General features: G+C 62.3%; 23 protein-coding genes and 1 pseudogene. 11 read left to right on the forward strand and 13 right to left on the reverse strand.

The genetic code is table 11. The features are described 5' to 3' along the window. Positions 1-8: 8 nt before the first annotated feature. The 6 genes from OKW40_RS29090 to OKW40_RS29115 all read right to left on the reverse strand — a co-directional run bounded on the left by OKW40_RS29090 (position 9) and on the right by OKW40_RS29115 (position 7,456). Positions 9-1,382, reverse strand: coding sequence for an HlyD family efflux transporter periplasmic adaptor subunit (locus OKW40_RS29090; RefSeq protein WP_429352962.1), 1,374 nt, complete (start codon positions 1,380-1,382; stop codon positions 9-11). Then, the gene (locus tag OKW40_RS29095; protein WP_429493001.1) at positions 1,360-3,972 is read right to left on the reverse strand and encodes an FHA domain-containing protein; all 2,613 of its coding nucleotides are present in this window, start codon (positions 3,970-3,972) and stop codon (positions 1,360-1,362) included. Before OKW40_RS29095 ends, OKW40_RS29090 begins: the two co-directional genes overlap by 23 nt. Before the next feature lie 239 nt (positions 3,973-4,211). Then, positions 4,212-5,588, reverse strand: coding sequence for an efflux transporter outer membrane subunit (locus tag OKW40_RS29100; protein ID WP_221309169.1), 1,377 nt, complete (start codon positions 5,586-5,588; stop codon positions 4,212-4,214). A gap of 349 nt (positions 5,589-5,937) precedes the next feature. Beyond that, positions 5,938-6,216 carry a hypothetical protein gene (locus OKW40_RS29105; RefSeq protein WP_184061603.1) on the reverse strand — a complete coding sequence of 93 codons (279 nt, stop codon included), beginning with the start codon at positions 6,214-6,216 and terminating at the stop codon, positions 5,938-5,940. A gap of 252 nt (positions 6,217-6,468) precedes the next feature. Beyond that, a complete protein-coding gene (locus OKW40_RS29110) occupies positions 6,469-6,906 on the reverse strand; it encodes a DUF4399 domain-containing protein (RefSeq protein WP_429493002.1) in 438 nt (145 codons plus the stop codon). Positions 6,907-6,952: 46 nt separating this feature from the next. Then, on the reverse strand, positions 6,953-7,456 hold the full coding sequence (locus OKW40_RS29115; protein ID WP_429493003.1) for a DUF4399 domain-containing protein: 504 nt from the start codon (positions 7,454-7,456) through the stop codon (positions 6,953-6,955). 312 nt (positions 7,457-7,768) lie between these two features. Between OKW40_RS29115 and OKW40_RS29120 the strand changes: the two genes are divergently transcribed. Continuing rightward, positions 7,769-9,808 carry an SUMF1/EgtB/PvdO family nonheme iron enzyme gene (locus OKW40_RS29120; protein WP_429493004.1) on the forward strand — a complete coding sequence of 680 codons (2,040 nt, stop codon included), beginning with the start codon at positions 7,769-7,771 and terminating at the stop codon, positions 9,806-9,808. Positions 9,809-9,836: 28 nt separating this feature from the next. Here OKW40_RS29120 and OKW40_RS29125 read toward each other — a convergent pair whose 3' ends face one another. Beyond that, complete coding sequence (locus OKW40_RS29125) at positions 9,837-11,927, reverse strand: protein kinase domain-containing protein (RefSeq protein WP_429493005.1); 2,091 nt, start codon at positions 11,925-11,927, stop codon at positions 9,837-9,839. A gap of 424 nt (positions 11,928-12,351) precedes the next feature. Between OKW40_RS29125 and OKW40_RS29130 the strand changes: the two genes are divergently transcribed. The 5 genes from OKW40_RS29130 (at position 12,352) to OKW40_RS29150 (ending at position 14,359) form a co-directional block, all read left to right on the forward strand. After that, positions 12,352-12,618, forward strand: a complete 267-nt coding sequence (locus OKW40_RS29130; RefSeq protein ID WP_429493006.1) for a hypothetical protein — start codon at positions 12,352-12,354, stop codon at positions 12,616-12,618. Between the two features lie 91 nt (positions 12,619-12,709). Further along, a complete protein-coding gene (locus tag OKW40_RS29135) occupies positions 12,710-13,012 on the forward strand; it encodes a hypothetical protein (RefSeq protein WP_429493007.1) in 303 nt (100 codons plus the stop codon). A gap of 195 nt (positions 13,013-13,207) precedes the next feature. Next, positions 13,208-13,426 carry a hypothetical protein gene (locus OKW40_RS29140; RefSeq protein WP_184005151.1) on the forward strand — a complete coding sequence of 73 codons (219 nt, stop codon included), beginning with the start codon at positions 13,208-13,210 and terminating at the stop codon, positions 13,424-13,426. A 346-nt stretch (positions 13,427-13,772) separates the two neighbouring features. Next, positions 13,773-13,979, forward strand: coding sequence for a hypothetical protein (locus tag OKW40_RS29145; protein WP_184072833.1), 207 nt, complete (start codon positions 13,773-13,775; stop codon positions 13,977-13,979). A gap of 224 nt (positions 13,980-14,203) precedes the next feature. Beyond that, positions 14,204-14,359, forward strand: coding sequence for a DUF3309 family protein (locus OKW40_RS29150; protein WP_018423731.1), 156 nt, complete (start codon positions 14,204-14,206; stop codon positions 14,357-14,359). Positions 14,360-14,484: 125 nt separating this feature from the next. Here the strand turns inward: OKW40_RS29150 and OKW40_RS29155 are convergent, their stop codons facing one another. Further along, positions 14,485-14,673 carry a hypothetical protein gene (locus OKW40_RS29155; protein ID WP_429404184.1) on the reverse strand — a complete coding sequence of 63 codons (189 nt, stop codon included), beginning with the start codon at positions 14,671-14,673 and terminating at the stop codon, positions 14,485-14,487. Between the two features lie 470 nt (positions 14,674-15,143). Here OKW40_RS29155 and OKW40_RS29160 point away from each other — a divergent pair. Further along, positions 15,144-15,221, forward strand: a pseudogene (locus tag OKW40_RS29160) (AsnC family transcriptional regulator); the annotation flags it as partial. Between the two features lie 16 nt (positions 15,222-15,237). On the opposite strand, the gene OKW40_RS29165 reads toward OKW40_RS29160, so the two are convergent. The 3 genes from OKW40_RS29165 to OKW40_RS29175 form a co-directional block, all read right to left on the reverse strand. Next, positions 15,238-16,026: an alpha/beta fold hydrolase gene (locus OKW40_RS29165; protein ID WP_429493008.1), complete on the reverse strand. Its 789-nt coding sequence runs from the start codon at positions 16,024-16,026 to the stop codon at positions 15,238-15,240. Between the two features lie 88 nt (positions 16,027-16,114). Then, a complete protein-coding gene (locus OKW40_RS29170; RefSeq protein WP_429493009.1) occupies positions 16,115-16,462 on the reverse strand; it encodes a DUF4148 domain-containing protein in 348 nt (115 codons plus the stop codon). A 376-nt stretch (positions 16,463-16,838) separates the two neighbouring features. Further along, a complete protein-coding gene (locus OKW40_RS29175) occupies positions 16,839-17,882 on the reverse strand; it encodes an alpha/beta fold hydrolase (protein ID WP_429493010.1) in 1,044 nt (347 codons plus the stop codon). A 304-nt stretch (positions 17,883-18,186) separates the two neighbouring features. On the opposite strand from OKW40_RS29175, the gene OKW40_RS29180 reads away from it, so the two are divergent. The 3 genes from OKW40_RS29180 (at position 18,187) to OKW40_RS29190 (ending at position 20,596) form a co-directional block, all read left to right on the forward strand. Beyond that, complete coding sequence (locus tag OKW40_RS29180) at positions 18,187-19,158, forward strand: LysR family transcriptional regulator (RefSeq protein ID WP_429493011.1); 972 nt, start codon at positions 18,187-18,189, stop codon at positions 19,156-19,158. Between the two features lie 180 nt (positions 19,159-19,338). Further along, positions 19,339-20,055, forward strand: coding sequence for a cytochrome c biogenesis CcdA family protein (locus OKW40_RS29185; protein ID WP_429493012.1), 717 nt, complete (start codon positions 19,339-19,341; stop codon positions 20,053-20,055). A 1-nt stretch (position 20,056) separates the two neighbouring features. Further along, positions 20,057-20,596 (forward strand): thioredoxin family protein, encoded by a 540-nt coding sequence (locus OKW40_RS29190; RefSeq protein ID WP_429493013.1) that lies wholly within the window; start codon positions 20,057-20,059, stop codon positions 20,594-20,596. 84 nt (positions 20,597-20,680) lie between these two features. Here the strand turns inward: OKW40_RS29190 and OKW40_RS29195 are convergent, their stop codons facing one another. Beyond that, entirely contained in the window at positions 20,681-21,547 is an 867-nt protein-coding gene (locus tag OKW40_RS29195; protein ID WP_429352950.1) for a MipA/OmpV family protein, read from the reverse strand. A gap of 508 nt (positions 21,548-22,055) precedes the next feature. Here OKW40_RS29195 and OKW40_RS29200 point away from each other — a divergent pair. After that, the gene (locus OKW40_RS29200; RefSeq protein WP_429493014.1) at positions 22,056-23,522 is read left to right on the forward strand and encodes an amidohydrolase family protein; all 1,467 of its coding nucleotides are present in this window, start codon (positions 22,056-22,058) and stop codon (positions 23,520-23,522) included. 60 nt (positions 23,523-23,582) lie between these two features. Here OKW40_RS29200 and OKW40_RS29205 read toward each other — a convergent pair whose 3' ends face one another. Next, positions 23,583-25,799, reverse strand: a complete 2,217-nt coding sequence (locus OKW40_RS29205; protein ID WP_429352949.1) for a beta-glucosidase — start codon at positions 25,797-25,799, stop codon at positions 23,583-23,585. Positions 25,800-26,013 lie beyond the last annotated feature (214 nt).

Below are 26,013 nucleotides of genomic sequence, written 5' to 3' on the forward strand. Positions count from 1 at the left end.
TCGCGCGCTCAACCCGCCACCTCTCTGAACGGATCGAGACCGAGGTCGATCAGGCGCCGCTCGCGCACGACGATTTCCGCATTGGCGGTCATGCCGTAACGCAGCGGATAACGCGTGCCGGCCACCTGGTAGTAGTCCTTGTCCAGCGTGACACGGCCTTCGTAGACCGGTTGCTTGTCCTGCGCGGATGGCTTCGTGGCCGGCGAGATATAGGCGAGCGTGCCGCTGATCAACCCGTAGCGCTGGTAAGGAAACGCGTTGAACTTCAATTTGACAGGCAGGCCGACGTGCAGAAAGGCGCGGTCGTGTTCGGAGATTTCGATCTTCAGCACGGGCCGCGCGTCTTTTGGCGCAATGCCGCCGAGCGGTGCGTTCGCCTGAATCTTGTCGCCGCGCTGCGTCGACGTGACGTCGGTGATCACGCCTGAAACCGGCGCGAGAATCAGCAAAAAATTGTCTTTATCGATGTTCTCGAAACGCACCCGCGCGGCGGCATCGGCTTCGAGGCGCGCGCTTTGCAGTTGCACGCGCAGTTTGTCTTCCGCATCGGTGATGTCGCGCACCGCCTGATCGTATTGCAGCTGCAGATCGGTGCTTTGCTGGCCGCTCGTCGCGAGTTGCGCATTGGCCTGCGCGTATTCATGGCTCAGACGAAAGTCGAGCTCGGCCAGCTTCGACTGCGCGACACGGTAAGCGTTATCCGCTTCGAGCGCGGCCGTGCGTTTCTGCTCGACCTGTAATTCGGCAATGCCACCGCCGCCCGGCTGCGCGAACAGCCGCGAATAGCGATCGAGTTCCTGATTCGCCGCTTCGCGCGTGCGGCGCGCGTTGTCGAGCGAGCTGCGCGCTTCGTCGAGTTCGGCCTTCTGCCCTTCGGCAAGCTTCGTCGTGCCTTCTGAAACGCGATTCTCGTGCAAGCGCTCCTCGACTTCGAGTTGCGCCTTCAACGACGTGGCCTTGCGTTCCATCAACGCCTTCTTCTCCGGGAACTGCTTCCATTCGCGTTCGGCGTCTTCGAGCTTCACTTGTGCCTGTAACGCGTTGCTCGCTGCCTCGATCGCGCCGCGCGCATTGAGCCGCGCGAGCACGTCGCCTTTCGACACCGGCTGCCCCTCGGCGATATACAGATCCGCGAGTTCGCCGTCGATCGGCGTATAGATGCGCCGCACCTCCGACTCCGGCGCCAACGTGCCGGGCGCGCTGACGATCACATCCGCGCGGCCGACGAACGACCACAGCAAACCCGACACGACGAGCGCGACCATCGCCCAGATCAGCGCGCGCGCAAGCCGCACCGGCTCGGACGTCAGAATCGCAATGCCTTCGACGCTATGATCTTCGAGCGCCTCCGACAACGGTCTAGGGTGAGGATCGCGTTTCACTCTGATCGCCTCCAATCAACGCGAGCTTCGCTTTCAGCAGCCCAGGGTCCAGCACCATGCGCAACTCGGTCAACGAGCGGCGCTGCAAACTCGCTTCGGCTTCGATATCCGCGAGCAGGCGATCGAAGTCGGCGGGATGATCGGCCTTCAGCTGCGTATAGATGCGCATGCCCTGGCGTGCCGCCGTCTGCGCCTCGTTCAGCAGACGCGCCTCGTTGCGAAAGCCCGGCGAGATGCCGGCTTCGAGCCGCTGCGTGCCGCCGATCGGGCCGTTCGCGCGGTACTCTTTCCACAGGCTTTGCGCGCGCACCAGCAGATCTTGCGCATGCGCGAGTGCTTTGTCATGCAATGCGGCCACGTCTTTCTGGATCGCCTGCACGAACCATGCGTCTATCCGCGGATCGAGGCTCGCGTAGAACGACAGCAGACGCTGGTCGTAATCTTTCCCGTCACGCGTTTTCCGCAGATCGTTGTATTGATCGGACAACGCCTGCTTGTGCGTCGCTTCGGCCGCGAGCACATCGGACCACGGGCTCGCCGGCATCGACTGCAAATCATTCAGCGCCTGCTGCGCGTCGCCGCGCTGCCACGCGGCATCGACCGCGTCCTGCCGTTGAACGATGTCCGCCGACGGCAAGCGCGTCGCCGCAAGCTGCTGGAATTGCGCCTGAAAAGGCGGCGTGCTGAAGCGCACCGTTTTCATCATCGCCAGCAATGACGTCAATTGACGGCTCAACGCGGCATTCAGCAACCCGGTGTATTGGCGCAAATCGTCGCGCACTCTATCGAGCCCCGCGAGCCGCGGATAACGCTGCGCGTAATCGTCGAGTACCGGCGGCAGCGCGTCGGGTTTGTCGCGCGAAAGTTCGGTATGAATTACACCATTGAGCCGATCGATCGCGGCGACGTACACCGAATCGTCGCTTTCGAGCTTGCGCAGATGGCTGAGCGTGTGGGCGTAGGGCTCCGCGAAGACCGGCACGTAACTCGCAATCCGATCGAGCGCGCGCTGGTGACTCGCCGCGTCGTCGTCCCAGCGGTGCAGCAGACCGTTGATCGTCGCTTCGTCCGTATACATGCGGATCGGCGCGTCGACGCCGCCACGCGCCGCGACGAAGCGTTCGAGATCGCCGACCCATTGCAATTCGCCGACCAGCGACGCGGCATCGGCGTCATTTCCGCTCAACGCCCTCATGTTCTTCAGCAGCGTGTCGGCCTGGTCGAACTGCGCTTTTTGCACGGCTTCGATCCAGCCCGGCAAGTTCGCTTTCAACAACGCCTCGCTCGCGAGCGCGCTGATTTTCGTGTCCGCCGGATGCGTGGCCAGATAGCCGCGCGCCATCGTGAGGGCGCTCGAGTAATCACCGCTCGCGAGCAGGCTCTTCAACTCCCGTTCCGATGAACCGTGCAGATAAAGGCCCACGCCAAGCGCAACCACGATCGCGATAGCCGCTGCGCCCCATGCCGCCGCGCGCCGCACATTGGTGCGCTCGCCGTCCGCTAACGCCTTGTGGAGTTCGCCGGCGACCATCTTCCAGCGACGCGGCTTACCTCTTGCCGCGCTGTTAGCTTTGCCGCTTCTTTCGTTCGCGCCGTCTCTCGTATCGGCGGGATGCCCCGCCTGCGCACCTTTGGCGCCCTGCGCGCCATTTGCCGTCCCTACTCCGTCACGCTTCGCGCGCGCGGAGCCCGGCTGCGCCGCTTCATTCACTTCGTCTTCGCGTCGCAGCGCCGGATCGACGCAAAAGATGTCGAGAAACGAATGCGCAGCGCCGACGAAGGTCGTCTTGTCGGCATCGGCGGCACTGTCGACAGCGGGCTGAAGAGAGAGCTGGGTCACGGTGGGTTCGACGTCGGCGGAGTCCTGTAGCGACACCCTGTAGACGAAGTGGTCGCCGCCAAATGCAACGACGTCGCCCTCCGCCAGTGCAAGCGCCGATTCGCCGATCCGCTGTCCATTCACGAACGTGCCGTTGGTGCTGCCGAGATCCTCGACATACAGCTCGCCGCCCTTCAGAAACAGGTGCGCATGGCGCCGGGAAATGTAATTGACCTGGTGCGGATAACGGTCTTTGTAGCGCGAGAAAACCTCGTCCGTTTTGCTGATCAGAAATGGAAAAGCCAGCACGTCGACCGGTTGCAGACCCAGGTCATCGCGCTGCGGCACCAGCAATAGATGAATGAGGGGAGAAGCGCTTCCACCCGTGACGACGCGCGCGCGCGGCTCGATGCCGACGCGATAGCGCAGTTCACCGCCAAAGCAGAGTTCATCGCCGGCGCGTACACGCGCGGGGGTTTGTCGCACCGCGATGCCGTTGACCGTCGTGCCGTTCTTGCTGCCGAGATCGGCAACATAAATCGCGCCATGCTCGATGAAAACGCGCGCATGTCGGCGCGAGAGAGCGGCGGTCCATGGTGCGGGATAGTCGCTGAACGGCGCTTCGCTGCGGCCGATGGCGAACAGGTTGTCGACGATGCGAATGGCGTCGAGCGCGGGGCGCTGCGCGCAGGCAACCGGTGACAACACCACGTCGAAGGCAGCGTCCACTGTCACGCGCATTTCAGCAATCGGAGCTTCGCCGGTGGCCATTTTATCTGGATCGCTAAGCGTTTACCTGCCGCGGCGGGAACGCGGGGCGAACTGGACGAAGAACAACGGCGCAACGATATTGTCGTGAAGAGCCACGCAAACGCTGACCCCTAAAGGATTGTAAGTCACGCATCGAGAGTGTCAATTTGGATATCGCCGGATGAGAAGACCGCGGATAAGCCGTCAGCCGACGAAATACCCGCGCGGTACGCCAACTCGTGGATTAGCTCAATGTTTCGTTACTTCTCTTTGACCTGCGCTTGCACGTCGACACCGGGCCATCCGCCGCCGAGCGCCTTATAAAGCGTTACCGTGTCGGACAGAATCAATTGGTGGTTTTCCAGCAACGCCTGTTGCGCCTCCAGCAAGGTCCGCTCGTCTTCGAATACTTCGAGCTGCGACACGACGCCAAGGCGCAGTTGCGACTGGATCTGATCAGCGACGATCTGCAGGCGCGACACCTGCTGCAGCAATTCCGCATGCTGCGCCTTATGGGCACTCAGATTGACGAGCGCGTTCTCCACTTCCTCGAATGCGCCCATCACGGCCACGCGATATTGCTGCTCGGCGACTTTCGATTGCGCCTCGGTCACCTTCACATGTGCGCGCACGCCCGGATCGAACAGCGGAAAATTGATGCTCGGCATCAGGCCGAACGTGAACGACTTCAGCAGCTGGTTAAGCGCGTAACTTGCCGTGCCGCCTTGCGCGGTGAGGCCGATGCTCGGCAATTGCGCGAGCTTCGACTGACCGACGAGGTCATAGGCCTCGAGCACCCTGAATTCGGCCGCCACCACGTCGGGGCGGCGCGACAGCAATTGCGCGGGCAAACCATCGGGCACGCCCGGCAATTTCACGCGCTCCTGTAAATGGCCCTGCGGCACATGGAATTCGCCGGCCGGCACGCCGAGCAACGTGCATAGCGCGTTGTCGGAGACCGCCCGCGATCGGCGCAGATCATAGAGATCGTTGGTGAGCCGGTTGATCTCCGCCTGCTGGCGCAACACCTGCGTTTGCGGCACGAGCCCATTGCGCGCCTGGCCTTCGTAGATCGCCAGGATTTGCTTGTTCGTGGCGATGGTCTTTTGCTGCTGTGCGATCTGGTCGTCGAATTGCAGGATCTGGAAATAGGTACTGGCCACATTCGCGACGAGTTCGAGATACCCCGCGCGCCAATCCGCCTCGCTCGCGTGGAATTCGGCCTTTTGCGCCTGCACGCCTTTTTCGACCTTGCCCCAGATGTCGATGTCCCAGTTCACCTGCAGCGCGAGGTTGTACGTCTTCGTCAAAGGCTGGCCAGTCGTCTTCGTGTAGTCGGCGCCGGCACCGAGGTCCGCCGTCGGCAATGCGGCCGCGCCTGTCTCGCTGATCTGCGTGTGCGCGACTTCGATACGCGCGGCCAGCACCCGGATATCGAAGTTGCCGTCGATCGCCTTGTCGATCAGCGTATCGAGGTACGGGTCCTGGAAGCCCTTCCACCAGTCGCGCTCGATCGTCTCCGCGGCCGATACCGGCGCGCCATTGCGATCCGACCACGATGTCTTGGCCGGCGTGTCCGGGCGTTGATAAGCCGGCATGCTGACGTCGACGCACGCGCTCACTGCCAAAGCGCACATCGTTGCCGCGCAGATCCCGCGCAGTACACGGGCTATGCGGCGAGGCGTCCTGGCTTCAGCAGGAACCCGCTGAAGGTCCAGCGAATCACACGACGAATCGAACGATGATTCCGGCAGTGCTGACACGGTGGTCTCCAGTTGCACCCGCCTGTTTCGCGCGAGATGCCCGGTTTTTCAGCCCGAGCCGCTTCCGCGCGGCTTCGGCAATGAAGCGGCGGAAAAGTCGATGCGGGGAGCGGCGGATACGCGAAGGATGCGTGGAAAGGACGATTGGATTAGCGGTCTTTTTGAGCGATGCGCCTGTTGGGGCACGCACACGCGGCCGCCCGGGCCGCGCGTGCGCCGCTCACTACCCGTTGTTGACGTTGCTCGAGTAAATGGTCGGTTGGATGTAGGTGGCCGTACCGCTGACTAGCGCCGAGTCGTTGCCGTTAGCGCTCTGGATGTTCATTTCCGTGTTGATCATCTGCGTCGTGGAGACGTTCTTGATGCTGGTCGGCGCATAGACGGGCGCATAGCTGAGGTACGACGGCATCGAATAGTAGCCGTTGCCACCGCGCACGGCGCTCATCGCCTTGCTGTCGAGTTGTTCGGTGTTGGACAGGTCCTTGATCATCAGCGTGTTCATGGCAAATCTCCTGGGAGTGGGAAAGCGCATCATCGAGCGTCGGGATTCGAGCAACTTGTCTGCTCGGGCGCTACTGACGCATGGGCTATGCCAGGAGTGCCTTGCTTTCGTCATTCGCGTCCTGAACGCCTTATAGCAAAGGCCTGGAAGTTCGCACCCGCTGTCCCGACGCTGACGAGCGGCAGAGCGAGACCAGTGAATGGTGGATCGCAGCCAACAGCGCGCGCGACATTGTTGGCTGCGTGATAACAGTCAGCGCGCGATCACCGTGATCTTCTTCGAATACACCGGCGGGTTGTGCGGCATATGCATGTCGTCGCCCATCAACAACTGCAGCGTATGCCTGCCTGGTGGCAATGAAATCATCGTTTCCGTTTCGCCCGCGCCGAAATGCAGATGATGGCGATCCGAGGGTATCTCCTGATCCATCGGCGGCAGATCGGTATCGATCAGAAGATGATGGTGGCCGGTGTTCGGGTACTTCACGCCTTTCGGGGCGACCCCCATGAAACGCAGACCGAACCACACGCGAAACGGTTTATTGGCGGGCACCACCTGGCCATCGTTCGGATAGCCGATATACGCGTAGGCGCCGGGCGGCGACGGCGTCGCTGCCCACGCGCCCTGCGGCGCGGTCGATACCGTCAGCGCCGCTGCGACGAATGCCGCGGCCGCAATGATCTTCTTCATCAGGACTCTCCGTTCCGGCTTGACCAGTTCGAACGAACGGACCGCGTTAGTTCTTTAGCACGGTGATGGTGATCTTCTTCGAATACACGGGCGGCACGTGCGGCACGTGATTATGGTCGCCGAGAATCAGCTGCAGCGTGTGCTTGCCGGGCGGCAACTCGATGCGCGCGTCGGTTTCGCCCGCGCCGAAATGCAGGTGCTGGCGATCCGATGGAATCTCCTGATCGAGCGCGGGCAAATCCGTGTCGATCAGAAGATGATGGTGGCCGGTATTCGGAAACGCGACGCCCTTCGGACACACGCCCATATTGCGCAGCCCCATGCGCACCCACAGCTTGCCGCCGTGAATCACCGCGCCATCCGACGGCCAGATGATGTACTCCTCGGCCCCCGGCGGAGACGGTGTCCGCTCGGCGCGCGCAACGCCGCCAGTGCCGATACCAAGGTAGACCGCGACGAGCGTCGCGTACACCGCCGCGCGTAATCCGCCGCGACGCGCTTGCGCCGGATCACGACTGCCGAAAAGAAAGGAAACACGGGTTCTTCGCATAGCGCACTCTCCCGAACAGGAGTCATGGCTGGGGCCCGGCTATCGATGACCTTCCGGGTGTTCGAGCGGCACGTCGCGGGTTGAATCCGGCAGGCAGCCACCTAGTTAAAACGACCGTGTGACGTGACTTTGTGAATCAGCTTAGGACGTATCTTGCCAAAAAGATACGCAATGCTCGTTAACCGTATGACGCGTTAAGGACTCCCGGACAGTTGTGACGCAAAGCGCGTGCTATCGTTAATAAAGAGCGCGGGCAGCGCGAGCCTGGTGCACGAATGCCTGAACTCTGTCCGGTACAAACGGGATATAAAGATGTGGCGACGATTCCTGCTGGTGTGCATGGTTGGGGCAATCCAGGCGCAGTGGGACGGTGCCGCTGCCGCGACGCAACGTGAAAGCATCGAGCCGAGCCCGGCTTGGGTAGCGAGTCATCCGGCGCGGCCGGCGGACACCGCTTTGCTCCTTTCACCCTTTGCTTCGTCACGCGACGACACGCATTCGCGGCGTGTCGCGCTCGTGATCGGAAATGGCGAGTACGGTGACGCCACTAACCCGATCCGCGCCAACGCGCCGCGCGACGCCGAATCGCTCGGCGCTGCGCTCCGTACGCGTGGCTTCGAAGTCATCACGCGCACGAATGCTACGCCGCCGCAAATGCGCGCGGCCATCGACGAATTTCAACGACGATTGCGAACAGGCGATATCGGACTGTTCTATTTCGCCGGACACGGCATGCAGGTAGGCGCACAAACGCTGCTTTTGCCGGCGGGACTCGATGCGCGAGGCGATATCCGCGCGCCGGTGTCGCTACTGAATAACGGCGTCGATCTGAATACCGTTTTGCGTGCGATGCAATCCGCCCGTGCCGGCCGGCTCAATCTCGTGATTCTCGATACGTGCCTCGACAATCCATTTGCCCCCGCCGCGGTTGCGATCGATAAACCGAGGATCGCTGCCAACACCGTGATTGCCTATGCAACCGCACCGGGCGGTTTCGCGGCGGACGGTCCGCGGCATGGCGTCTATACCGATGCCTTGCTGCAAGCGCTCAACGACGCCGACGCATCGTCTCGATCGCTCGCCGCGCTGTTCCGACAGGTCGGCGCCGAAGTACGCGCCGCTACACGCGGAACGCAGCAACCATGGCTCTCTGTCGCGCGGTCATCCATTCCCACAAGTGGCGAAAGCGCTATCGAGTCGTCGAATACGTCGGAGCGTCGCGCCATCACGCCGCGCAGTCGCGGCATCATGCCCAAGGAAAGCGGCGAACAATACGAAATCACGTTCTGGGAGTCGATCAAGGACAGCAACTACCCAGCCGATTACGAGGCTTATCTGAAGGCCTATCCGAATGGCCGCTTCGCCACACTCGCGCATGCGCGTATCGATCGATTGCGCGCGGCGGCATCGGCTCCCGCGGTGAGCGCCGCGCCGGCTGCACCGCCAGCCGCGCCCGCGACGCAGAGCGGTCACGTCGCGCCACCCACACCGCCTGCCCACGTCACGCATCCCGCGACGCAAGCCAGCGCAGCCGCGCCGCCGCCGCCGCGCCCCGCTGCCGCGCCATCGCCAACGCCGCCCGCCACGGCCGCCGCGGCGCCATTCGCCGAAAAGACCGTCGCCCATCCACCGACGGCCGGTGAAATCCGCGACTGCGCGGCCTGTCCGGTCATGATCACGGTACCCGCCGGCTCGTTCGCAATGGGCAGCAATACCGACGATCCGTCGGAAAAGCCCGTGCATCACGTGAGCATTGGCGCGCCCTTCGCGATCGGTAAATTCCCCGTGACGGTCGAGCAATGGAATGCGTGCGTCGCCGCCGGCGCCTGCCAGAAGCTGACGCCAGAGAGCAATAGCATCAAGACCGCACCCGCGCGTGATCTCAGTTGGGACGACGCGCAGCAGTACGTCAAGTGGCTCGCCAAAACGACCGGCAAACCGTACCGTCTGCCGACCGAAGCCGAATGGGAATACGCGGACCGCGCCGGCACCACGACCCCGTACTGGTGGGGCGAGCAGATGCGCAAGGGCAACGCCAATTGCAAGGACTGCGGCGACCCGTGGCACAAGGAAGGCCCGGAAAACGTCGGCACGTTCGCCGCGAATCCGCTGGGTCTGTACGACATGAACGGCGGCGTCTGGGAGTGGACCGCCGACTGCTGGCACAACACCTATCAGGGCGCGCCCGTCGATGGCCACGCGTGGGACTCGCCCGGCTGCGAGATGCGCGCGATTCGCGGCGGCTCATGGCGCGAAGGCGGCGACTACATGCTCAGCGCGACGCGCTTCAAATACAGCGCGGGCGTGCGCCAATCGCAGAACGGTTTTCGCGTCGTCAAGGATCTGCACTAAAAGCCGTGTCGATTGGCTCCCTGACGGATCATCGCGTCGCGGGTTTGGTCGTAATCGGGGCGAAGTCCGCCAACAGGCGATCCTGCCCGTATTGACCGCCAATCTGCTTGAGCCGGGTCTCGAGCGCGCGCAGATAATCGGCGCGCGCTTCGCTTTCCGGGCGCAGCTTGTCGAACAGCGGCACCGGCGTCACCACCAGCACCACCATTTCCGAGCCGAACGGCTTCGATACGGTCCAATCGCCCGCGTTGCTGCCGATCGTGTACGGACCGCCGTTCGCCTGCATCTGATTGTCCGGCCACAGACGACTGGGCACCATGTGCACGACGTGGCCGTCTAGCTGGTAGTAGTCGACGGTCGCAAAGGAATCGAACGGCGGCGCTTTCAGGTCCACCACCAGCGAGTCGTTCTCGGTCAGAAAACCGCTTGGCGGACGCATCTGCAGCGACGCCACGCGCCCCGCCTGCCAGTTACGCACCAGGAACGGCGCGAGCGTTTTGACGAAGTCGCATTTATCGTCGGCGAGCGGCCGCACGTCTAGCGAAACGGTATCGACGCCAGGCAGCGCCGCCAACGTCTCCTTCAGATGCGCGGCACCGTATCGCTGCGACAGGAAACCGCGTACCGTCAGTGCGTGGTCCTGCACCGCGCCCGATAAAGCTGAACACGGCACCTGGGCAAGCGTGGGCGTGATCGCGGCGAGCGTCAACGCGGGCTTCGGCGCAGGCGCCGGCGTTGTCTGCGCGACATTCGTTGCAGGCGCGACAGCGGACGCCCCAGCCGCCCGATCGACCTGATCGCCCTGTGATCGCGCCGCCTCGGTTTGCGCGGCTTGCTGCCGGCTGGACCCCGAGCGAAAAGCGAACACGCCCACCGTGACCGCGCACACGACGGCGAGGCCAGCGAGCCCGACCCACGCGAGCGTCCCTGACTTCTCCGCGCGCGCTTCATTGTCGAACTCGGCGATAAAGCGCACGACGCTCGGTATCCGCGTATTGCGATCGAACGACAACGCGGCACGCAACGCGCGCCACTGTCGCGCATCGAGATTCGCCGGACGCTGCGGCTTGAAATCGGCATTGCGCGCCTGCGTGGCCGACAGGCGATCGAACGGATGATGTCCCGTCAACAGCTCGTACGTGATGCAGCCAAGCGCGTAGATATCGTCGCGCGGGTCCGGCTCGCGATGCTCGATCATCTCCGGGCTCGCATAGGCCGGCGTCAACGCGCCCAGACTGCCGGGATCGAACACTGTCGCGTCGCTCTCCTCTTCAGGCCGCTGGAATACGCGCGCGATGCCGAAGTCGATCACTTTCACTTCGGCATTCGTGGTCAAAAACACGTTCGCGGGTTTGAAATCGCAATGGACGAAGCCGCGCTCATGCGCGTACGCGAGCGCCGCGCACATGCCGCGCACGATCGGCAGCGCGGCCCGCACCGGCATGCCCTGATAGCCCGGCGTGCGCAGCAGCTGGCTCAAGGGTTTGCCGCTCAGGTACTCCATCGTCAGATAGACGATCGGCCCGTCGCGGTCGAAGTCGTAGACGGTGATGATGTTGCGATGCGCGAGTACCTGCGCCTTGCGCGCCTCGCGCTGCAGCGCGACCAGCGAATTCGGATTGCCGCGAAACTGGACGTTCAGCACCTTGATCGCGAGATAGGGCTTGCGATCCGACGCTTCGAGCTTGCGCAGATCGAGCGCCTTGTACACGGTGCCCATGCCGCCCACGCCGAGGCACTCCTCGAGCACGAAGCGGTTGTTCAGCGTATCGCCGATGCCTTTGATGGTCTCGTGCGCGGCGCTGCCGGCAGTACTCGCGGCGCCCGCACTGCCTGCGCTCGACGAACGCAGCGACGGTAGATCGACCGTGGTCTGGATGCCGGTTTCCTCGCCACCCGCCGCGACGTTCGACACGCGCAGCAGCTCGATGCGCCGCCGCACTTCCAGGTAGAGATCGTCGGGCAACGGCGACCGATGATGCGCGGCGTACAGCATCTCCAGCAGCCGCGTCGGACCGAGTTGCTCGGTCGCCAACGCGCTGTCGAGCTGCGCGACGAACTCGTCTCGCGACAGCTCGCCGCTCTGGAAGTCGAGAATCACACGCGCAAGGCTAGCCATTTGTGCGAAGCACCACCGTTGCCGCTGGACCGTGTCGCATGCGACCGACGCCACGCGGGTCGATAGAAAACCTGTCGTATCCAGTTACATGTGCCGTTTCGATACTAGCTCCCGGTCCGCGCTTTCGCAAACCAGGCATGAGCCGCGCGCCGCGCCGCGTGCTGGCTCGCGCAATGTCGTGCGCCATCCAACAGGGTCCGCCGCGATGTCGGACCGCGGCCACCGCTCCGAGCGCGTCAGCGTGTTTCGAGCTGACCGGCACGGTGGTCCCTCCACGCGCAAAACCCTTATACGACAGGGCTTCGCCGATTTCCTCAGGATCCTTGATTAATACTGGCACAGCCCGTGCGTTAGTGATGTCCGAGCAAACGAATTGCTCGAAACCACTCGCAACACTGCGAAAACTTCTTTCAGGAGACTCACCATGAAAACGCTGATGATCAAAGACCTGTCCGTCACCGAACAACTCGACAGCAAAGCCATGCAAGCCGTACGCGGCGGCTTCGGCCCGAGCAAGTACTACAGCTTCGCCCCGGTCTATGCACCGACCAGCGTCAAGAACACCACCACCACGCAACAGATCAGTAACGAACTGAACTTCCAGAACGCCAACGGCAACGATGTTGCGCTCGCCAGCGGCATCACGTCGGACTTCTCGCCGTATATCGATTCGAGCAACAGCAACCACTAATAGTGCGTGGTGCGGCGAGGCGCCCGCAGCCGCGGGCCGCTTCGCCGCGAGCCATTCATGTCCGCTTTCCGTACGTCTTTGGAGAAACGCCATGTCATCCCTCATGATTCGCGATCTGTCCGGCACGCGCGAACTCGACCGCCGGGCCATGTCCGGGATCGCCGGCGGCACCGGCAGCAACGTGCCCATGCCCTCGGGCCTTGGTGGTCTCGGCAGCCTTGCCGGCATCGCCAACGTCAACGTCAACGTCAACGTCACTCAGAATCTGGATCAGAAGCAAATCGTCAACGTCGCAGCGCTCAATGACATCGGTTCGATCGGCCCAGGCGTCGTGCTGCCGCTGAAGCTGAAAGTCGACCCTATCCTGTCGGGCGCCAATTACTCCGCCGTGTAAGCCGGGGCAGCAGCGGGGGACTGGGGGTTCCTTCACTGCCGCGGCAACACCACGGCCATGCGCGTCGCGAATGGATTTCCTATACTGATAGTGCGTTGAGACCTCAATACAACGAATGACACGCCGAACACATTCCGAGCACGGCGGCCGGCACCCGAACGGGTCTGGCCGCCGGAGCGTCTTTCTGGAGCCATCATGGCCAAGCTGAGCATCAAGGATCTGACCGAAAGCGTCGAACTGGACCGCGAGGCGATGGCCGCGATCGTCGGCGGCGCCCGTGTCGGCGCGCGCTCGAGTCTCGCCGCGCCGCTGGTGCCGGCCGCGATGCGCGTCGTCGAGTACCCGCCGGGCTTTCCGGCCGCGCATCTGCGTATCGCGGAAGCAGCCTCGCCGCGTAGACGCCAGCGCCGCTAGCATTCCTCGCCGGGGCGTTTCACCATCACGGCACGCGCATATGGCGCGTGCCGTTTCTGTTTGCGCTTGCGATTGAGTGTTGGACGCCTGAGTTCGCCACGCGCGACGCTGCGCTGCGCCCCAACCATTCGCTCGTGACTCGTGGGACGCGCGCAAACACATCGACGCGCAATCGCGATCGTGTTCAGTGCGATTCAACGCGGCTATCGCGCGGATCCTTGCCAGGCTTCGCATCGCGGCCCCCGCTCCATGTTGCGGCGCACGTTCCCTCACATTGGCATAGGCCTTGCAGAAATCGATGCGGGCGCCGCACTGTGCTCGCCTTTCCACGTCAAGGAGAAATGCCATGAAAGCCACTGTGATCATCAAAGACCTGCCGCCCGGCGCGGGCGAGCCATCCGACGAGAAAACGCTGAGCGCCGAACAGATGAAGACGCTGCGCGGCGGCCGCTCGGTAGTCGTCAAGGTGGACGGTGGCGGCACGGGTACCGTCGACGATTGGGACATCAACACCGCGATCTTCGAAGGCCGCATCAGCGGAACCTATCTATAGGACGGGCGACGTGTCCGCAATTGGAAAACGGCACCCGGCTCAGCTTTTGAGCGCGACGGGTGCCGTTTCAATTGGCTCGAGAATCTCCGCACGCGCCGCGCGCCGCCCCGGTGATCTGATTAAAGGATCGACCTTGGGCACAAGGTTTGCTGCCTGGGGATTACCCTGCGGCCTTGTGGCCAACGTAGATAAAGCAGGTCTCTCAACCAGGCGGAGGTCATAACATGCTAGGAACCATTCTTCTAATCGTGCTGATTCTGCTGCTGATCGGCGCATTTCCAGCGTGGCCACACAGCCGATCGTGGGGCTACGGTCCGACCGGTGGACTCGGCATCGTACTGATCGTGGTGATCGTTCTGCTGGTTGCCGGTGTGATATAGACCACGCGTAGTGGACTGGAACATGAGGCGGGCCGCCGTCTATCCGCGCGATGTCGCGTGCCGACAGGTGGCGGCTTCGCTTTTTCGTGGTTGCCGAAGCACTCGATGGAAAAGTTACTGGCCAATCAGGTCGCGCCGATTACCGGCGCGAGTTCGGAATCGGCTATGGCATCGATATGGCTAAAGCCCGATACGCGGACCATCGGCGTTGCCGTCGTTCGATTGCTCGAATAGATCGACATCTTCGAGCCAGGCACGCTGCCTGCTGAAACTCCTGCGTATTCGAACTCCAATACGAAAGGAGATGACATCATGCCTTACCTACTTGGCTGGCTGCTCGGCGTTCCAGTGATCGTACTGATCATCCTGTACCTCATTTTCCATTGATATCGCGCGGTACAGACGATAAGGATGACGTTGTTCCCGCGGCGGCGGTATGCGGATCGTTTCATGGTCAGCGTACCGCCGCCATCAGCGTGCCCATCCCTACCAGCAAGCTCCCCCCTCAGACGGTTCACGATGCGCAGCCGCGTCGGCCGCTGTAGAACCCGTACGCAGACGGTGCGGGAAGATTGCCGCCGATGCCACGCCCAACGCGAATATCAGCGCAAAAGTACTGCCCAGCAAAAGGTACTGATGATTGGCCGACCAAGGCGCTTCATTCGACGAGGTACTGATGGGACAGAACCGGTGAAACCGCAAACGTGCCGTATCTCCATTGTCTGAAGCCTCGAAAACGAAGGGTATTTCCGCGGCTATGTCGCATTGCTCGATCAGCAAAAACAAGATCGCAGGCATTCGCCATAGCCGCTCGATGTTCGCGCTGCGCTGCATGACGAGCATTCCGTCAATCGCAATCTGATAAGACTGCGTGCGCTTCAATGCGCGGCCCGCGAGGCGGCGATGATCGCGTCGGCCACGGCCTGCGGCTGGCTCAGCATCGCGACGTGGCTGGTGGCGACGCGCGTGATCTTCGCGTCGATGTGTTTCGCCATCTCCAGTTGCAAGGACGGATCGATCATGCGGTCGCGGCCCGACACCACGAAGTACGACGGCTTGCCATGCCACGCGGCGTTCGTCACCTTGTCGTCGATACAGCCAGCGGCCCAAGGCTGCTGGGTCGCCGCGATCAGGCGCTTCTGCGGCAGCGGCAGATCCTGCGCGAAGTCGTCCAGCACCGCCTGGGTCGATAGCGTCAGATAACCCGCCGAGTCCTTGCGCAATTCGCTCGCCCAGACTGGCGCGGGTTGGTCCTTCGTGATGTCGGCAATGGACTGACTGTTGTCCGGCGCAAATGCCGCGACGTACACGAGGCTCTTCACCTTGTCGTCGTTGCCGGCCTCGCTGACCACCACGCCGCCCCATGAATGGCCGGCCAGAATCACAGGCCCGTTCTGCTGCGCGATCACGCGCCGGGTTGCCGCCACGTCGTCGGCGAGCGAGCTCAGCGGATTCTGCACGGCCACCACGTGCAGGCCGCGCGCTTCGAGCAATGGGATCACTTTGTCCCAGCTGGACCCGTCAGCGAAAGCGCCGTGTACGAGAACGACGTTCTTGCCCTTCAGGTCATCGGACGGCGCGGCCTGCGCGGACTCCGTGGCCTGCAACGCGAACAGTCCGCCCAGCAACAGAACGGAACCCAGAATTTTTTTCAGCAGCGTGGTCATCGTTTTTGTCTCGACAGGTTGAGTTAAACAAGGAGTCCGCGCGTCGACGTGAGCCGATGCACGCGGACGGCCTGCTCATTTGCATCGATCACGAATGCGCGTAGATGGAACCGAGGCCGACGACGTGGGAGCCGTCGTACACGCGATCCGCCGCCGCATGCTTCATCGGCACGTGCGAGCCCGAAGCGGAACTGCCGTTCGCGACGCCACCGTAGGTGGCCGCGTCATGGCCCGCGCTGATGCGCGCCTCGGCCGCTTCGATGTTCTGCGGGTATTGCGTGTTGTCGCTGGCCGGGTTGTAGCCGGCCTTTTCCAACTGGAGCAGTTCCGCGCGGACTTCGGAACGCGTGAGTGCCTGTTGCGGCTGCGATTGCGCGAACGAAACGACGGGAACGGCGACGAGTGCGGCGACGATCAGCGATTGAACGAGTTTCATGAGTCTTCTCCGGGTATCGAACCATCAGGGATAAGGATTGAGCGGGACGCGAAGCCATCGACGCAGATACACTGTGACGTCCCGCCTGATTCACACGCAACGTTGTGAATCAACCTTGCGTGAAGACATTAGAACGCTCCAACGTATCTGCAGTGTTTTCGTCACCCCCCATTTCTGCAAGCGTGTTTGTCTGCGTATGCCGTTGATACATTGCGATACAAAAACCGACTTCCGAACATGCCGTGCAGGGGCGGCGTCGCATGCGTCGTGCGGTTTGCAGGTGGGTTGCAAATGGCCCGCTCATGAAAAAACCCCAGCAGCCGTACGTTCGACTGCTGGGGTTCCGTTCAGAAGAAGCCGGCGCGCGCCGGCTCCATCAAAGGCGGGTGACGTCGAGAATCGCATCCGCAAAGGCTTTCGGCGCTTCCTGCGGCAGGTTATGGCCGATGCCGCCGCTGATATTGCGGTGCTGATACTTGCCGGTAAACTTCTTCGCGTATGCTGCGGGCTCGGGATGCGCGGCGCCGTTCGCATCGCCTTCGAGTGTGATGGTCGGCACCGCGATCGTCGGTCCGGAGGCGAGGCGCTTTTCGAGTTCGTCGTATTGCGGCTCGCCCTGCGCGAGTCCCAGACGCCAGCGATAGTTGTGAATCACCACGGCAACATGGTCCGGGTTATTGAACGATTCGGCGGAGCGCTCGAACGTGGCGTCGTCGAAATTCCATTTCGGCGAGGCGGTATGCCAGATCAGCTTGTTGAAGTCATGACGGTTCGCTTCATAGCCCGCGCGGCCGCGCTCCGTGGCGAAATAGAACTGATACCACCACGCCAGCTCGGCCTTCGGCGGCAACGGCGCGCGGTTCGCGTCCTGGCTGCCGATCAGATAGCCGCTCACCGACACCATCGCCTTCACGCGTTGCGGCCACAGCGCGGCGACGATGTTCACCGTGCGCGCGCCCCAGTCGAAGCCGCCGAGCACGGCCTTGTCGATTTTCAGCGCGTCCATCAGGTTGATGATGTCGACCGCGACCACCGCCTGTTGACCGTTGCGCGGCGTATCCGCCGACAGAAAACGCGTGCCGCCGTAGCCGCGCAGGTAAGGCACGATCACGCGATAACCGGCCGCCGTCAGCAACGGCGTCACTTCGGCGAAGCTGTAGATGTCGTAAGGCCAGCCATGCAGCAGAATGACCACCGATCCGTTCTGCGGCCCCGCTTCCGCGTAGCTGACGTTCAGCGTGCCCGCATTGATCGAGCGAATGTTCTCGAACGACGCCACGCGCGCGCCCGCTTTCGCATTGCCGGCCGCGTCGGCCGATTGCGCATGCGCGAGCCCGCTCAGTCCCAATTCGAGCAGGCTGATACCGGCAACCGCCGTTCCGAGAAAGCGGCGGCGGCGACTATTGATCTGATCCGACATGGCTGTTCTCCTTCAAGCAAAGGCTTTGATATGGAATTGATCGGGTCCGCTCGCGGGTGATATCGCACAGCCGCATGCGAGCGCCGTGCAGGCAAAGCGGACTTCAATGGCAATCTGAAACGAATCGAACGAGACGGGTAGAGCGAATCTGAAACCGGAGATGCCTTGACGACTGAACCACTGGCTTACCGCGGTCGCGACGCTTGAGATGGATAGTGACAGCGCAAGTCTTCATCAGCAAGAGCAACTAAGTTCACAAATCGTTGCCTTGTGGGCAACACATTAACCGCAATCGACAAATCACATGCGCGAGATCAACCAGCAACGCCTTCGCTACTTCAACGAGGTGCTCACGCACGGCACCATCCGCGGCGCCGCCGAAAGCATCAATACGTCGCCCTCCGTGATCACGCGGCAGATCAAGCTGCTCGAGGACGAACTCGGCGCGGTGCTGTTCGAGCGGCAGCCGCGCGGAGTCAGGCCGACCGAAGCGGCCACGCATCTGCTCGAATTCTGGCGCGGCTACCGTTCGCAGCAGGAGAAGCTCGAAGATCAATTGCATGCGTTGAAAGGCCTGCAGCGAGGGCAGATCCGGCTCGCGGTCAGCGAAGGCTTCGTCGATACGCTGGTCGACGATGTGCTCGCGCCATTCTGCGTCCAATATCCAGAACTCGAAATCGGCCTCGATATGCTCGCGGTCGACGCGATCCAGGAAGAAGTCGCCGAAAGTCGTGCGCATATCGGGCTTGCGTACAATCCGCCGCCTCATGCGCGCCTCGAGCATCGCGCGAGTTCGCCGCAGCCGGTCGTGTTGTTGCTAAGAAGCGACCATCCGCTCGCGAAGCGCAAGCGACCCGCGACGCTCGACGACCTGCGCGCGTGGCCGCTCGCGTTGATGCCACCGACCTTTGGGATCGGTCATGTCGTCAAGATGACGGAACTCGCCGAAAACGTGTCGATTCCCGCGACGCTGACCACCAACTCACTGAGCGCATTGAAGCGCTTCGTCACGGTCGACAACTTCATGACGCTGATCGGCGAATTCGCTGCCTACCGCGAAATCGCGAGCGGCGAATTGACGACGATACCGATCGCGCATCCGCTGTTTTCCGGCGCGCAGGCGCGTGTGCTCGTCAAGACCGGCCGGCCGCTCGCACCGGGACCTCTCGAATTGCTGCGCTGGATCGAGGAGCGTATGCCGATGTTCTCCACGTCCAGCGCAAATAACGTCGCAGCCGCGACCGGAACCGCGGTGCGTAAGCGCAGGGCGCGCTGATCCAGCGTTCGGCTACCGCCGCCTCGCCCCCCGCGCGCATCGGTTGCTCAACCGATTTGTGTCGCAATGTATCCGCGCCATACGCAGACACACTACATTGCAAGCGCGCCCGGTCCCCGACATAAACCAGATACGTGCGGGCGTTCCAATACGGCCATCCCAGCCAACGGAACGCCCATCATGCACAGTACTCTCGAAACTCCGCTCGCCCTGCTCGCCGGGCTGCTGACGATTGCCTCTCCCTGCGTGCTGCCGGTGATGCCGATCCTGCTCGGCACTTCCGTCGAACGACCGAGCCGCACGCGGCCACTGTTCATCGTCGCCGGCTTCATTCTGACTTTCGCGTCTTTCGCGCTGCTATTGGGCGCGGAGTCGAGCACCGTGCACGTCGCGCAACAGGTACTGCGCAATACCGGCATCGCGTTGCTCGCACTGTCCGGGCTTCTGCGTATCTGGCCGCGACCTTACGACTGGCTCGTCGCGCAACTGCAAGGGCCGCTCGAGCGCATCGGCGCGGCCATTGCGCCAGCTACGCAACCCGGCAGCGGCAACGCGGGCGGCTTCGTGCTCGGCATGTCGCTCGGCGCGGTATGGACGCCCTGCGCCGGCCCCGTGCTCGCGTCGATTCTGGTGCTCGTCGTGAAGGCTCAGGATCTCGGTTGGTCGGCTCTGCTGCTCACGCTGTATGCGATCGGCGCGGCGATTCCGATGCTCGCGATCATCTACGGCGGCCATTACGTGACGCGTCATGTACGTGTGGTCTCACGTCACGCGGAGCGCCTGCAACAGGTATTCGGCGTACTGGTGATGCTGACCGCCCTCGCCATCTATTTGCAGTACGACGTGCTGCTGTACGCACGGCTCGCCGGTCTTTTCCCCTCACTCAAAGGACTTTGACATGACTACCCGCTTGAAAACCTTCGCACTGTCCACCGCGTTTGCCGCCTGCGCGTTGATCGCGACGAGTACGGTCGCCATCGCCGCGCCGCAGGAAAGCGGCTCGCCCGCACCCGAGCTCACAGGCATCACGCAATGGCTCAATAGCGAGCCGCTCAAATTGCAGCAATTGCGCGGCAAAGTGGTACTCGTCGACTTCTGGACCTATAGCTGCATCAATTGCGCCAACACGCTGCCTTACGTAAAAAGCTGGAACCAGAAGTACAAGGATCAGGGGCTCACGGTGATCGGCGTGCATACGCCGGAATATCCGTTCGAACGCGACACCGGCAACGTGAAGACCGCGCTGAAACGGCTCGGTATCAGCTATCCGGTTGCGCAGGACAACCAGTACGCGACCTGGAATGCCTATAACAATCAGTACTGGCCCGCGTTCTATCTGATCGACAAGCAAGGTCATATCGTCTACACGCACTTTGGAGAAGGCGCCTATGCGCAGACCGAAGCCAGGATTCAGGCGCTGCTCGCGCAGAAGAATTGACGAAGCGCTTGCTGACTCGTAGAACGGGAAAGCCCGCTGCACCCACGCGATCGGGTGCAGCGGGCTTTCGTTTTTGGCGGACGACTAAAAGAGGTAATTGGCGAAAAGGCCGTACGTAATCTGACTCGTCTTTTCGGTGATGGGGCTGTCGGTCGCGTCGCCGCGCAGCCACGCGAACGACACGCTCGCGCCAACGTTCCAACGCGTTGCGATCCGATAAACCCCGTTGACTGAGAAGCGCAACTGGTTCAAACCGGAGCTGGCCGAGTAGGTCGGCAATCCCGAGCGCGCGCTCTGCTCGGAATTCACGCCAAAATAGGTTTCGTTGTACTTGTCGCTTCCCCACGTCAGGCCCGGGCCTGCGCTGAGCGTCAGTTGCGCAATGGGTTGATAGCGTCCCAACAGATCGAAAGTCGCGACGGTGCCGCGATCGTTGCCGGCAATATCGGTCAAAACGCTCGCGCGCGCCGTGACGAACTCCCACGTATAAACACCGAACAGCTCCGCGTGCGCGGTGCGTTTGACGTCGCCGAGTCCGTGCAGCCGCGAGTCGTCGGACTCGCTGCGCGGTTCGATGAAATCGTAGGTCACCGCCGCGCCGACGCGCCAGTTACTATCACGATACAGATATGCGCCCAGCGATAGCACCGAGCCCGCGTCTGGATTCGCGCCGATAAAGAAGCGGTCGTAATTCACGCTCACCGACGGCACCGCCTCCCATTTCGTGCCACTCGCGCCCGGAAATTTCGGCATGTTCACGACCCCTGCGCCAACCGCAAAGCGCCACGGGCTCGCGCCCGCGCCAGGCGCCTGCGTCACTTCCGGCGCGCCGATGGAGAACAGGCTTTCCGACAAACCGAGCGTATCGTCGGCCATCGCGGTGACGGCAAACAGCGACAAGCCAGCCCCCGCCAGCACCTTGAGCATACGCGGCTTTGACACATCGATCATTTCTGTTTCTCCGTGAAAAAATTAAAAAAGACTGAATGCGACTTTTCCGATCCCGGCATTCATGGAGTGGCGGCGAAATTGTGAAATAGTTGAGTTTCTAATTGCAGCGGCGTTAAAAGAATGACCGATCGCCTCGCTCGATAATCGCGATGATAGAAAATACGTTTGTAATAGCCGATGCATCCGCTTTATTGGGACGTTTGTTTGGCGCATCTCCCCCCAAGCGGGGTAGGGAATCGCGCCTTATTTCGGGGGATTCACTTACAGAATACGTGGCGTGAGCATAGCCCGTTCTTTTCGCCCGTCGCAAGCATATTTTTCTATTTACATGCTGCAGCCGCGTAATCGAGTAATAGATGCAATTTCAATGCTTGTATCAAGCGACGCGGAATTTGCCATCCTCGTTCGTAGGCGATAATCTGTGCGGGCTTGACTTTCGCGTCGCCAGGTGTGAAATGTAGTCAGATGGCGGCTTTCGATGCACGGTGATCTACGTTACGGGTGAGCTATGCCTTCAGGAAAGTACATCGGCGATAAAACAGTCAGTTCGTCGTTTTCGTGTCTTTGTGACAAGTCTCAAGCGCAGTATGCCAACCGCCGTATCAGTGCCGATCTGTCGCGGCGCGGCTTCGTCACCGGTCTCGCCGCTTCGATGCTGAGCCTGGTTCTGCCCGGTCTTGGCAATGCTCAAACCACCCAACCGCCAGCACCGCCGGACAAGCCGGTGCTGTTCACGAACTTCCGCTTGTTCGACGGCAAATCGTCGACGTTGCGTGACGGCCTCTATATGGTTGTCGAGGGTGACAGCATCAGCCAGTTGGGTCGGGGTCAACCGGCTTCGATCGACGGCAAAACGCTCGTCGATTGCGGTGGCAAGGTGATGATGCCCGGCATGATCGACATGCACTGGCACGCGCTGCTCGCGGCAGTGCCGATTCAGGTCATCCTTCAATCCGACATTGCTTTCGTCCATCTTGCGGCAAGCGCTGAAGCCGAACGTACGCTACTGCGCGGCTTCACAACGATACGCGACGCGGGCGGCCCGTCATTCGCGCTGAAGCAGGCAATCGATAGCGGCATGATTTCCGGGCCGCGAATCTATCCGTCCGGCGCGATGATCACGACCACCGGCGGTCACGGCGATTTTCGTGCGCTGAGCGATCTGCCGCGCGCCGGCAACCAGGTCACCCAACTGGAACGGGACGGTGGCTTCGCGATCGCCGACAGCGAAGACGAAGTCCGCTTGCGGGTGCGCGAGCAGTTCATTCAGGGCGCGACGCAGATCAAGCTGGTCGGAGCCGGTGGGGTATCGACGCCGCGCAGCCCTCTCGACATGCTCACGTTTACCGAAAGGCAGTTGCGCGCGGCCGTCGAAACAGCAGCCGACTGGGGCACCTATATCCTCTCGCATGCGTACACGTCCGAAGCGGTTCAGCGCTCCGTTGCGGCAGGCGTGCAGTGCATCGAGCACGGTCATCTGATGGACGACAGGACTGCGGCGTTGATGGCGAAGAACGGCACGTGGTTGAGCACGCAGCCGTTCGTCAACGAAGACGACGCGGGTCCGCTCGCCCCACCGATCCGCGAAAAATTTCTTCAGGTGATCGCGGGCACCGACAGGGTTTTCAAGCTCGCGCGCAAGCATGGCATCAAGGTCGCGTTCGGCACAGACCTGATCTTTTCGCAGGCCGTGGCCGCACGGCAAGGCACGATGCTCACGCATATGAAGGCGTGGTATAGCGCAGCCGAAGCATTGGGCATCGCAACGGGCACCAATGGCCAGCTACTCGCGCTGTCCGGGCACCGCAATCCGTACCCGCGCAAGCTCGGTGTACTCGAGGAAGGTGCGTACGCCGATCTGCTGCTCGTCGACGGCAATCCGCTCGAGAATCTCGACCTGATCGCGAACCCGGAGCAGAACCTGCGCATCGTGATGAAGGATGGAAAGTTCTACAAGAACACGCTGATAGCGTAATCAACAATACAGGCGGGCGCGCAACCTGGCGCGCCCGCATTCGCTACACCGTCACACTATTTAGCCGTGCCCCTGCAGACGGATGTCGCGCGACGATGCGCCGACGTACACCGAGCTGCCCGGCACATAGAGCCAACGGTTGCTCGTCGTATCCCACACGCTCTGCATGCGCTGCGTCACGACAACGTGCACACGACGCGATTCGCCCGGGTTCAGACCCACCTTGTCCCAGCCGACGAGACGCCGCGGCGGTTCACCCTGATACGGCACGCCGAGGTACACCTGCGGCACTTCCGCACCGGCGACGCGACCATCGTTACGCACGTCGAACGACACGTCGATCAGGCCGCCCGGCAGATGCTGAACCGACAGACCCGAGTAGGCGAAGTGCGTGTACGACAGGCCATAGCCAAACTCGAACATCGGCGTGATGTTCTGCGAGTCGTACCAGCGATAGCCCATATCGAGCTTCTCGGCGTACACCGGGTTCGCCGCGAACGCGCCATTCGTGCCCCACGTCGGCGTATCCTGGTCGCGCACCGGGAACGTGACGGGCAGCTTGCCGGAAGGATTGACCTTGCCGAACAGCACGTTCGCAATCGCATTGCCGCCGCCTTCGCCCGGATACCATGCTTCGATGATCGCCGACACGCTATCCTTCCACGGCATCAGCACCGGGTTGCCGCTTTCGACGACGACGATCGTGTGCGGATTGGCCGCCGCAACCGCTTCGACGAGTGCATCCTGGTTGGTCGGATTCGCGAGGCCCAGGCTCGGCAGATCGCCGATATCCTCACCGGCCGGCTGCGCGACCACGACGATCGCGACGTCGGAGTTGGCCGCCAGCGTGGCCGCCTGGGTGATCTGCTGCTGCGTGTAGGCGGCAAACGGCGACTGCTGATCGCTGTTGCCGGCGAAGGTCACGGTGGCCTGCGGCGCGAGCGCCTTGATCGCCGACACGATCGGCGTATTCAATTTCAGCCACGGGTTGGTCCACCAGCTGCAGCCCGTCTCCGTGCCGAACGTCAAGCCGCCGCAACCGGCGAACGCGCCCGTCACCGGATCGCGCGTGTTGCCTGAACCGCCGCCCGTCAGCACCGCCGCGTCGGCATGGCCGCCGATCACCGCGATACGCGACAGCGAACCAGCGGCAAGCGGCAACTGATTGCTGGCGTTCTTCAGCAGTACCATCGACTGCTCTTCGACCGACTGCGTGAAGGCTCTCGCGGCCGAGAAGTCGATGGTCGCGCCACCCTTCGGCGGATCGTCCATCACGCCCGTGCGGATCATCACATACAGCTTGCGCTCGACCATGTCGTCGAGGCGCGCGGTCGACACCGAGCCGTTCGCGATCGCCTGTTTGACCAGCGTGGGCGTCAGATAGACGGTCGAACCGACGTCTTCCTCCTCGTCGAGACCCGCATTGATCGCCGGTGCCGTGCTATGCGTCGCGCCCCAGTCCGACTGCACCTGACCTTCGAAGTGCCAGTCGTTCTTCAGCACGTCGTTGAGAATGTGCGGGTTCTCGCAGGCCTGGATGCCGTTGACCTCGTTGTAGCTGCACATCACGCTGCCGGGCTGCGCGCGGCGCGCGGCGATTTCGAACGGCAGCAGATAGAGCTCGCGCATCGTGCGCTCGTCGATCTGGCTATTGCCGCCGCCGCGGTTATGTTCCTGCTCGTTGCCCATGTAGTGCTTGATCGTCGCGATGACCTTCTGGCTTTGCGTGCCGTCGGTGCGCTCGGCGAGCATCTCGCCGGCAAGCACCGGATCTTCGCCGAGATACTCGAAGAGCCGGCCACCGCGTGGCTCACGCGCGAGGTTGGTGCCACCGCCGAGCCCCATGCCGAAGCCCTGTTGACGCAACTGGATCGCGATCTGCTTGCCGAAGTTCCACGACAGCGCACGGTCCCAGCTCGCCGCTACCGCGAGCGTCGCCGGGAAGGTCGTCGATGGCTGGTTGGTGCTGCCCGAACCCGTGGCCGAGTCGACCATGTTCAGGTCGGGAATGCCGAGACGCGGCACGCCCTGAATGTAGCCCGCGCCGCCGCCCGGCACGGCGGACATCGCGTACTGCGAGTGAATGAACTGCAGCTTTTCGTCGATCGTCATCTGGTTGACGAGCGTTTCCGCGCGCCGATGCGCCGCGGCCGACGCGAACGCGTTCAGCACCGTCGACATGGGCGCGAAGTCGAGACCAGGAGTGGGAGTTTCCGCGTGCGCAGCGGCGCTCACGGCCGCCGCTATCGCGACGGCCGGCCATAGTTTCTTCTGCATAGGTGTCTCTCCGAAATTGTGCTTTTCTGGGGCAACGGAGCGCGTCGGGGGATGGAAAACGGACGCGAAAACAGGCATGCAGCGATGACTGCAAACGTTTGCCTGTGGGAAGAAGAATCGGCGCAACTGGATGGGCTGTAGCGACTCTTCGTGGTGAGTAATGTAGGAATGTAGTCTGACTACAGCATCGGTATTTATACCAATACGTGTAATT

It is taken from the genome of Paraburkholderia sp. RAU6.4a (assembly GCF_050435625.1).
In the GTDB taxonomy this organism is placed as follows: Bacteria; Pseudomonadota; Gammaproteobacteria; order Burkholderiales; family Burkholderiaceae; genus Paraburkholderia; species Paraburkholderia tuberum.

Excerpts from the sequence above, each read along its gene's own strand:
- OKW40_RS29095 (WP_429493001.1), bottom strand. The coding sequence starts at position 3,972 with ATGGCCACCGGCGAAGCTCCGATTGCTGAAATGCGCGTGACAGTGGAC.
- OKW40_RS29100 (WP_221309169.1), bottom strand. The coding sequence starts at position 5,588 with ATGTGCGCTTTGGCAGTGAGCGCGTGCGTCGACGTCAGCATGCCGGCT.
- OKW40_RS29105 (WP_184061603.1), bottom strand. The coding sequence starts at position 6,216 with ATGAACACGCTGATGATCAAGGACCTGTCCAACACCGAACAACTCGAC.
- OKW40_RS29110 (WP_429493002.1), bottom strand. The coding sequence starts at position 6,906 with ATGAAGAAGATCATTGCGGCCGCGGCATTCGTCGCAGCGGCGCTGACG.
- OKW40_RS29115 (WP_429493003.1), bottom strand. The coding sequence starts at position 7,456 with ATGCGAAGAACCCGTGTTTCCTTTCTTTTCGGCAGTCGTGATCCGGCG.
- OKW40_RS29120 (WP_429493004.1), top strand. The coding sequence starts at position 7,769 with ATGTGGCGACGATTCCTGCTGGTGTGCATGGTTGGGGCAATCCAGGCG.
- OKW40_RS29125 (WP_429493005.1), bottom strand. The coding sequence starts at position 11,927 with ATGGCTAGCCTTGCGCGTGTGATTCTCGACTTCCAGAGCGGCGAGCTG.
- OKW40_RS29130 (WP_429493006.1), top strand. The coding sequence starts at position 12,352 with ATGAAAACGCTGATGATCAAAGACCTGTCCGTCACCGAACAACTCGAC.
- OKW40_RS29135 (WP_429493007.1), top strand. The coding sequence starts at position 12,710 with ATGTCATCCCTCATGATTCGCGATCTGTCCGGCACGCGCGAACTCGAC.
- OKW40_RS29140 (WP_184005151.1), top strand. The coding sequence starts at position 13,208 with ATGGCCAAGCTGAGCATCAAGGATCTGACCGAAAGCGTCGAACTGGAC.
- OKW40_RS29145 (WP_184072833.1), top strand. The coding sequence starts at position 13,773 with ATGAAAGCCACTGTGATCATCAAAGACCTGCCGCCCGGCGCGGGCGAG.
- OKW40_RS29150 (WP_018423731.1), top strand. The coding sequence starts at position 14,204 with ATGCTAGGAACCATTCTTCTAATCGTGCTGATTCTGCTGCTGATCGGC.
- OKW40_RS29155 (WP_429404184.1), bottom strand. The coding sequence starts at position 14,673 with ATGATGTCATCTCCTTTCGTATTGGAGTTCGAATACGCAGGAGTTTCA.
- OKW40_RS29165 (WP_429493008.1), bottom strand. The coding sequence starts at position 16,026 with ATGACCACGCTGCTGAAAAAAATTCTGGGTTCCGTTCTGTTGCTGGGC.
- OKW40_RS29170 (WP_429493009.1), bottom strand. The coding sequence starts at position 16,462 with ATGAAACTCGTTCAATCGCTGATCGTCGCCGCACTCGTCGCCGTTCCC.
- OKW40_RS29175 (WP_429493010.1), bottom strand. The coding sequence starts at position 17,882 with ATGTCGGATCAGATCAATAGTCGCCGCCGCCGCTTTCTCGGAACGGCG.
- OKW40_RS29180 (WP_429493011.1), top strand. The coding sequence starts at position 18,187 with ATGCGCGAGATCAACCAGCAACGCCTTCGCTACTTCAACGAGGTGCTC.
- OKW40_RS29185 (WP_429493012.1), top strand. The coding sequence starts at position 19,339 with ATGCACAGTACTCTCGAAACTCCGCTCGCCCTGCTCGCCGGGCTGCTG.
- OKW40_RS29190 (WP_429493013.1), top strand. The coding sequence starts at position 20,057 with ATGACTACCCGCTTGAAAACCTTCGCACTGTCCACCGCGTTTGCCGCC.
- OKW40_RS29195 (WP_429352950.1), bottom strand. The coding sequence starts at position 21,547 with ATGATCGATGTGTCAAAGCCGCGTATGCTCAAGGTGCTGGCGGGGGCT.
- OKW40_RS29200 (WP_429493014.1), top strand. The coding sequence starts at position 22,056 with ATGCCTTCAGGAAAGTACATCGGCGATAAAACAGTCAGTTCGTCGTTT.
- OKW40_RS29205 (WP_429352949.1), bottom strand. The coding sequence starts at position 25,799 with ATGCAGAAGAAACTATGGCCGGCCGTCGCGATAGCGGCGGCCGTGAGC.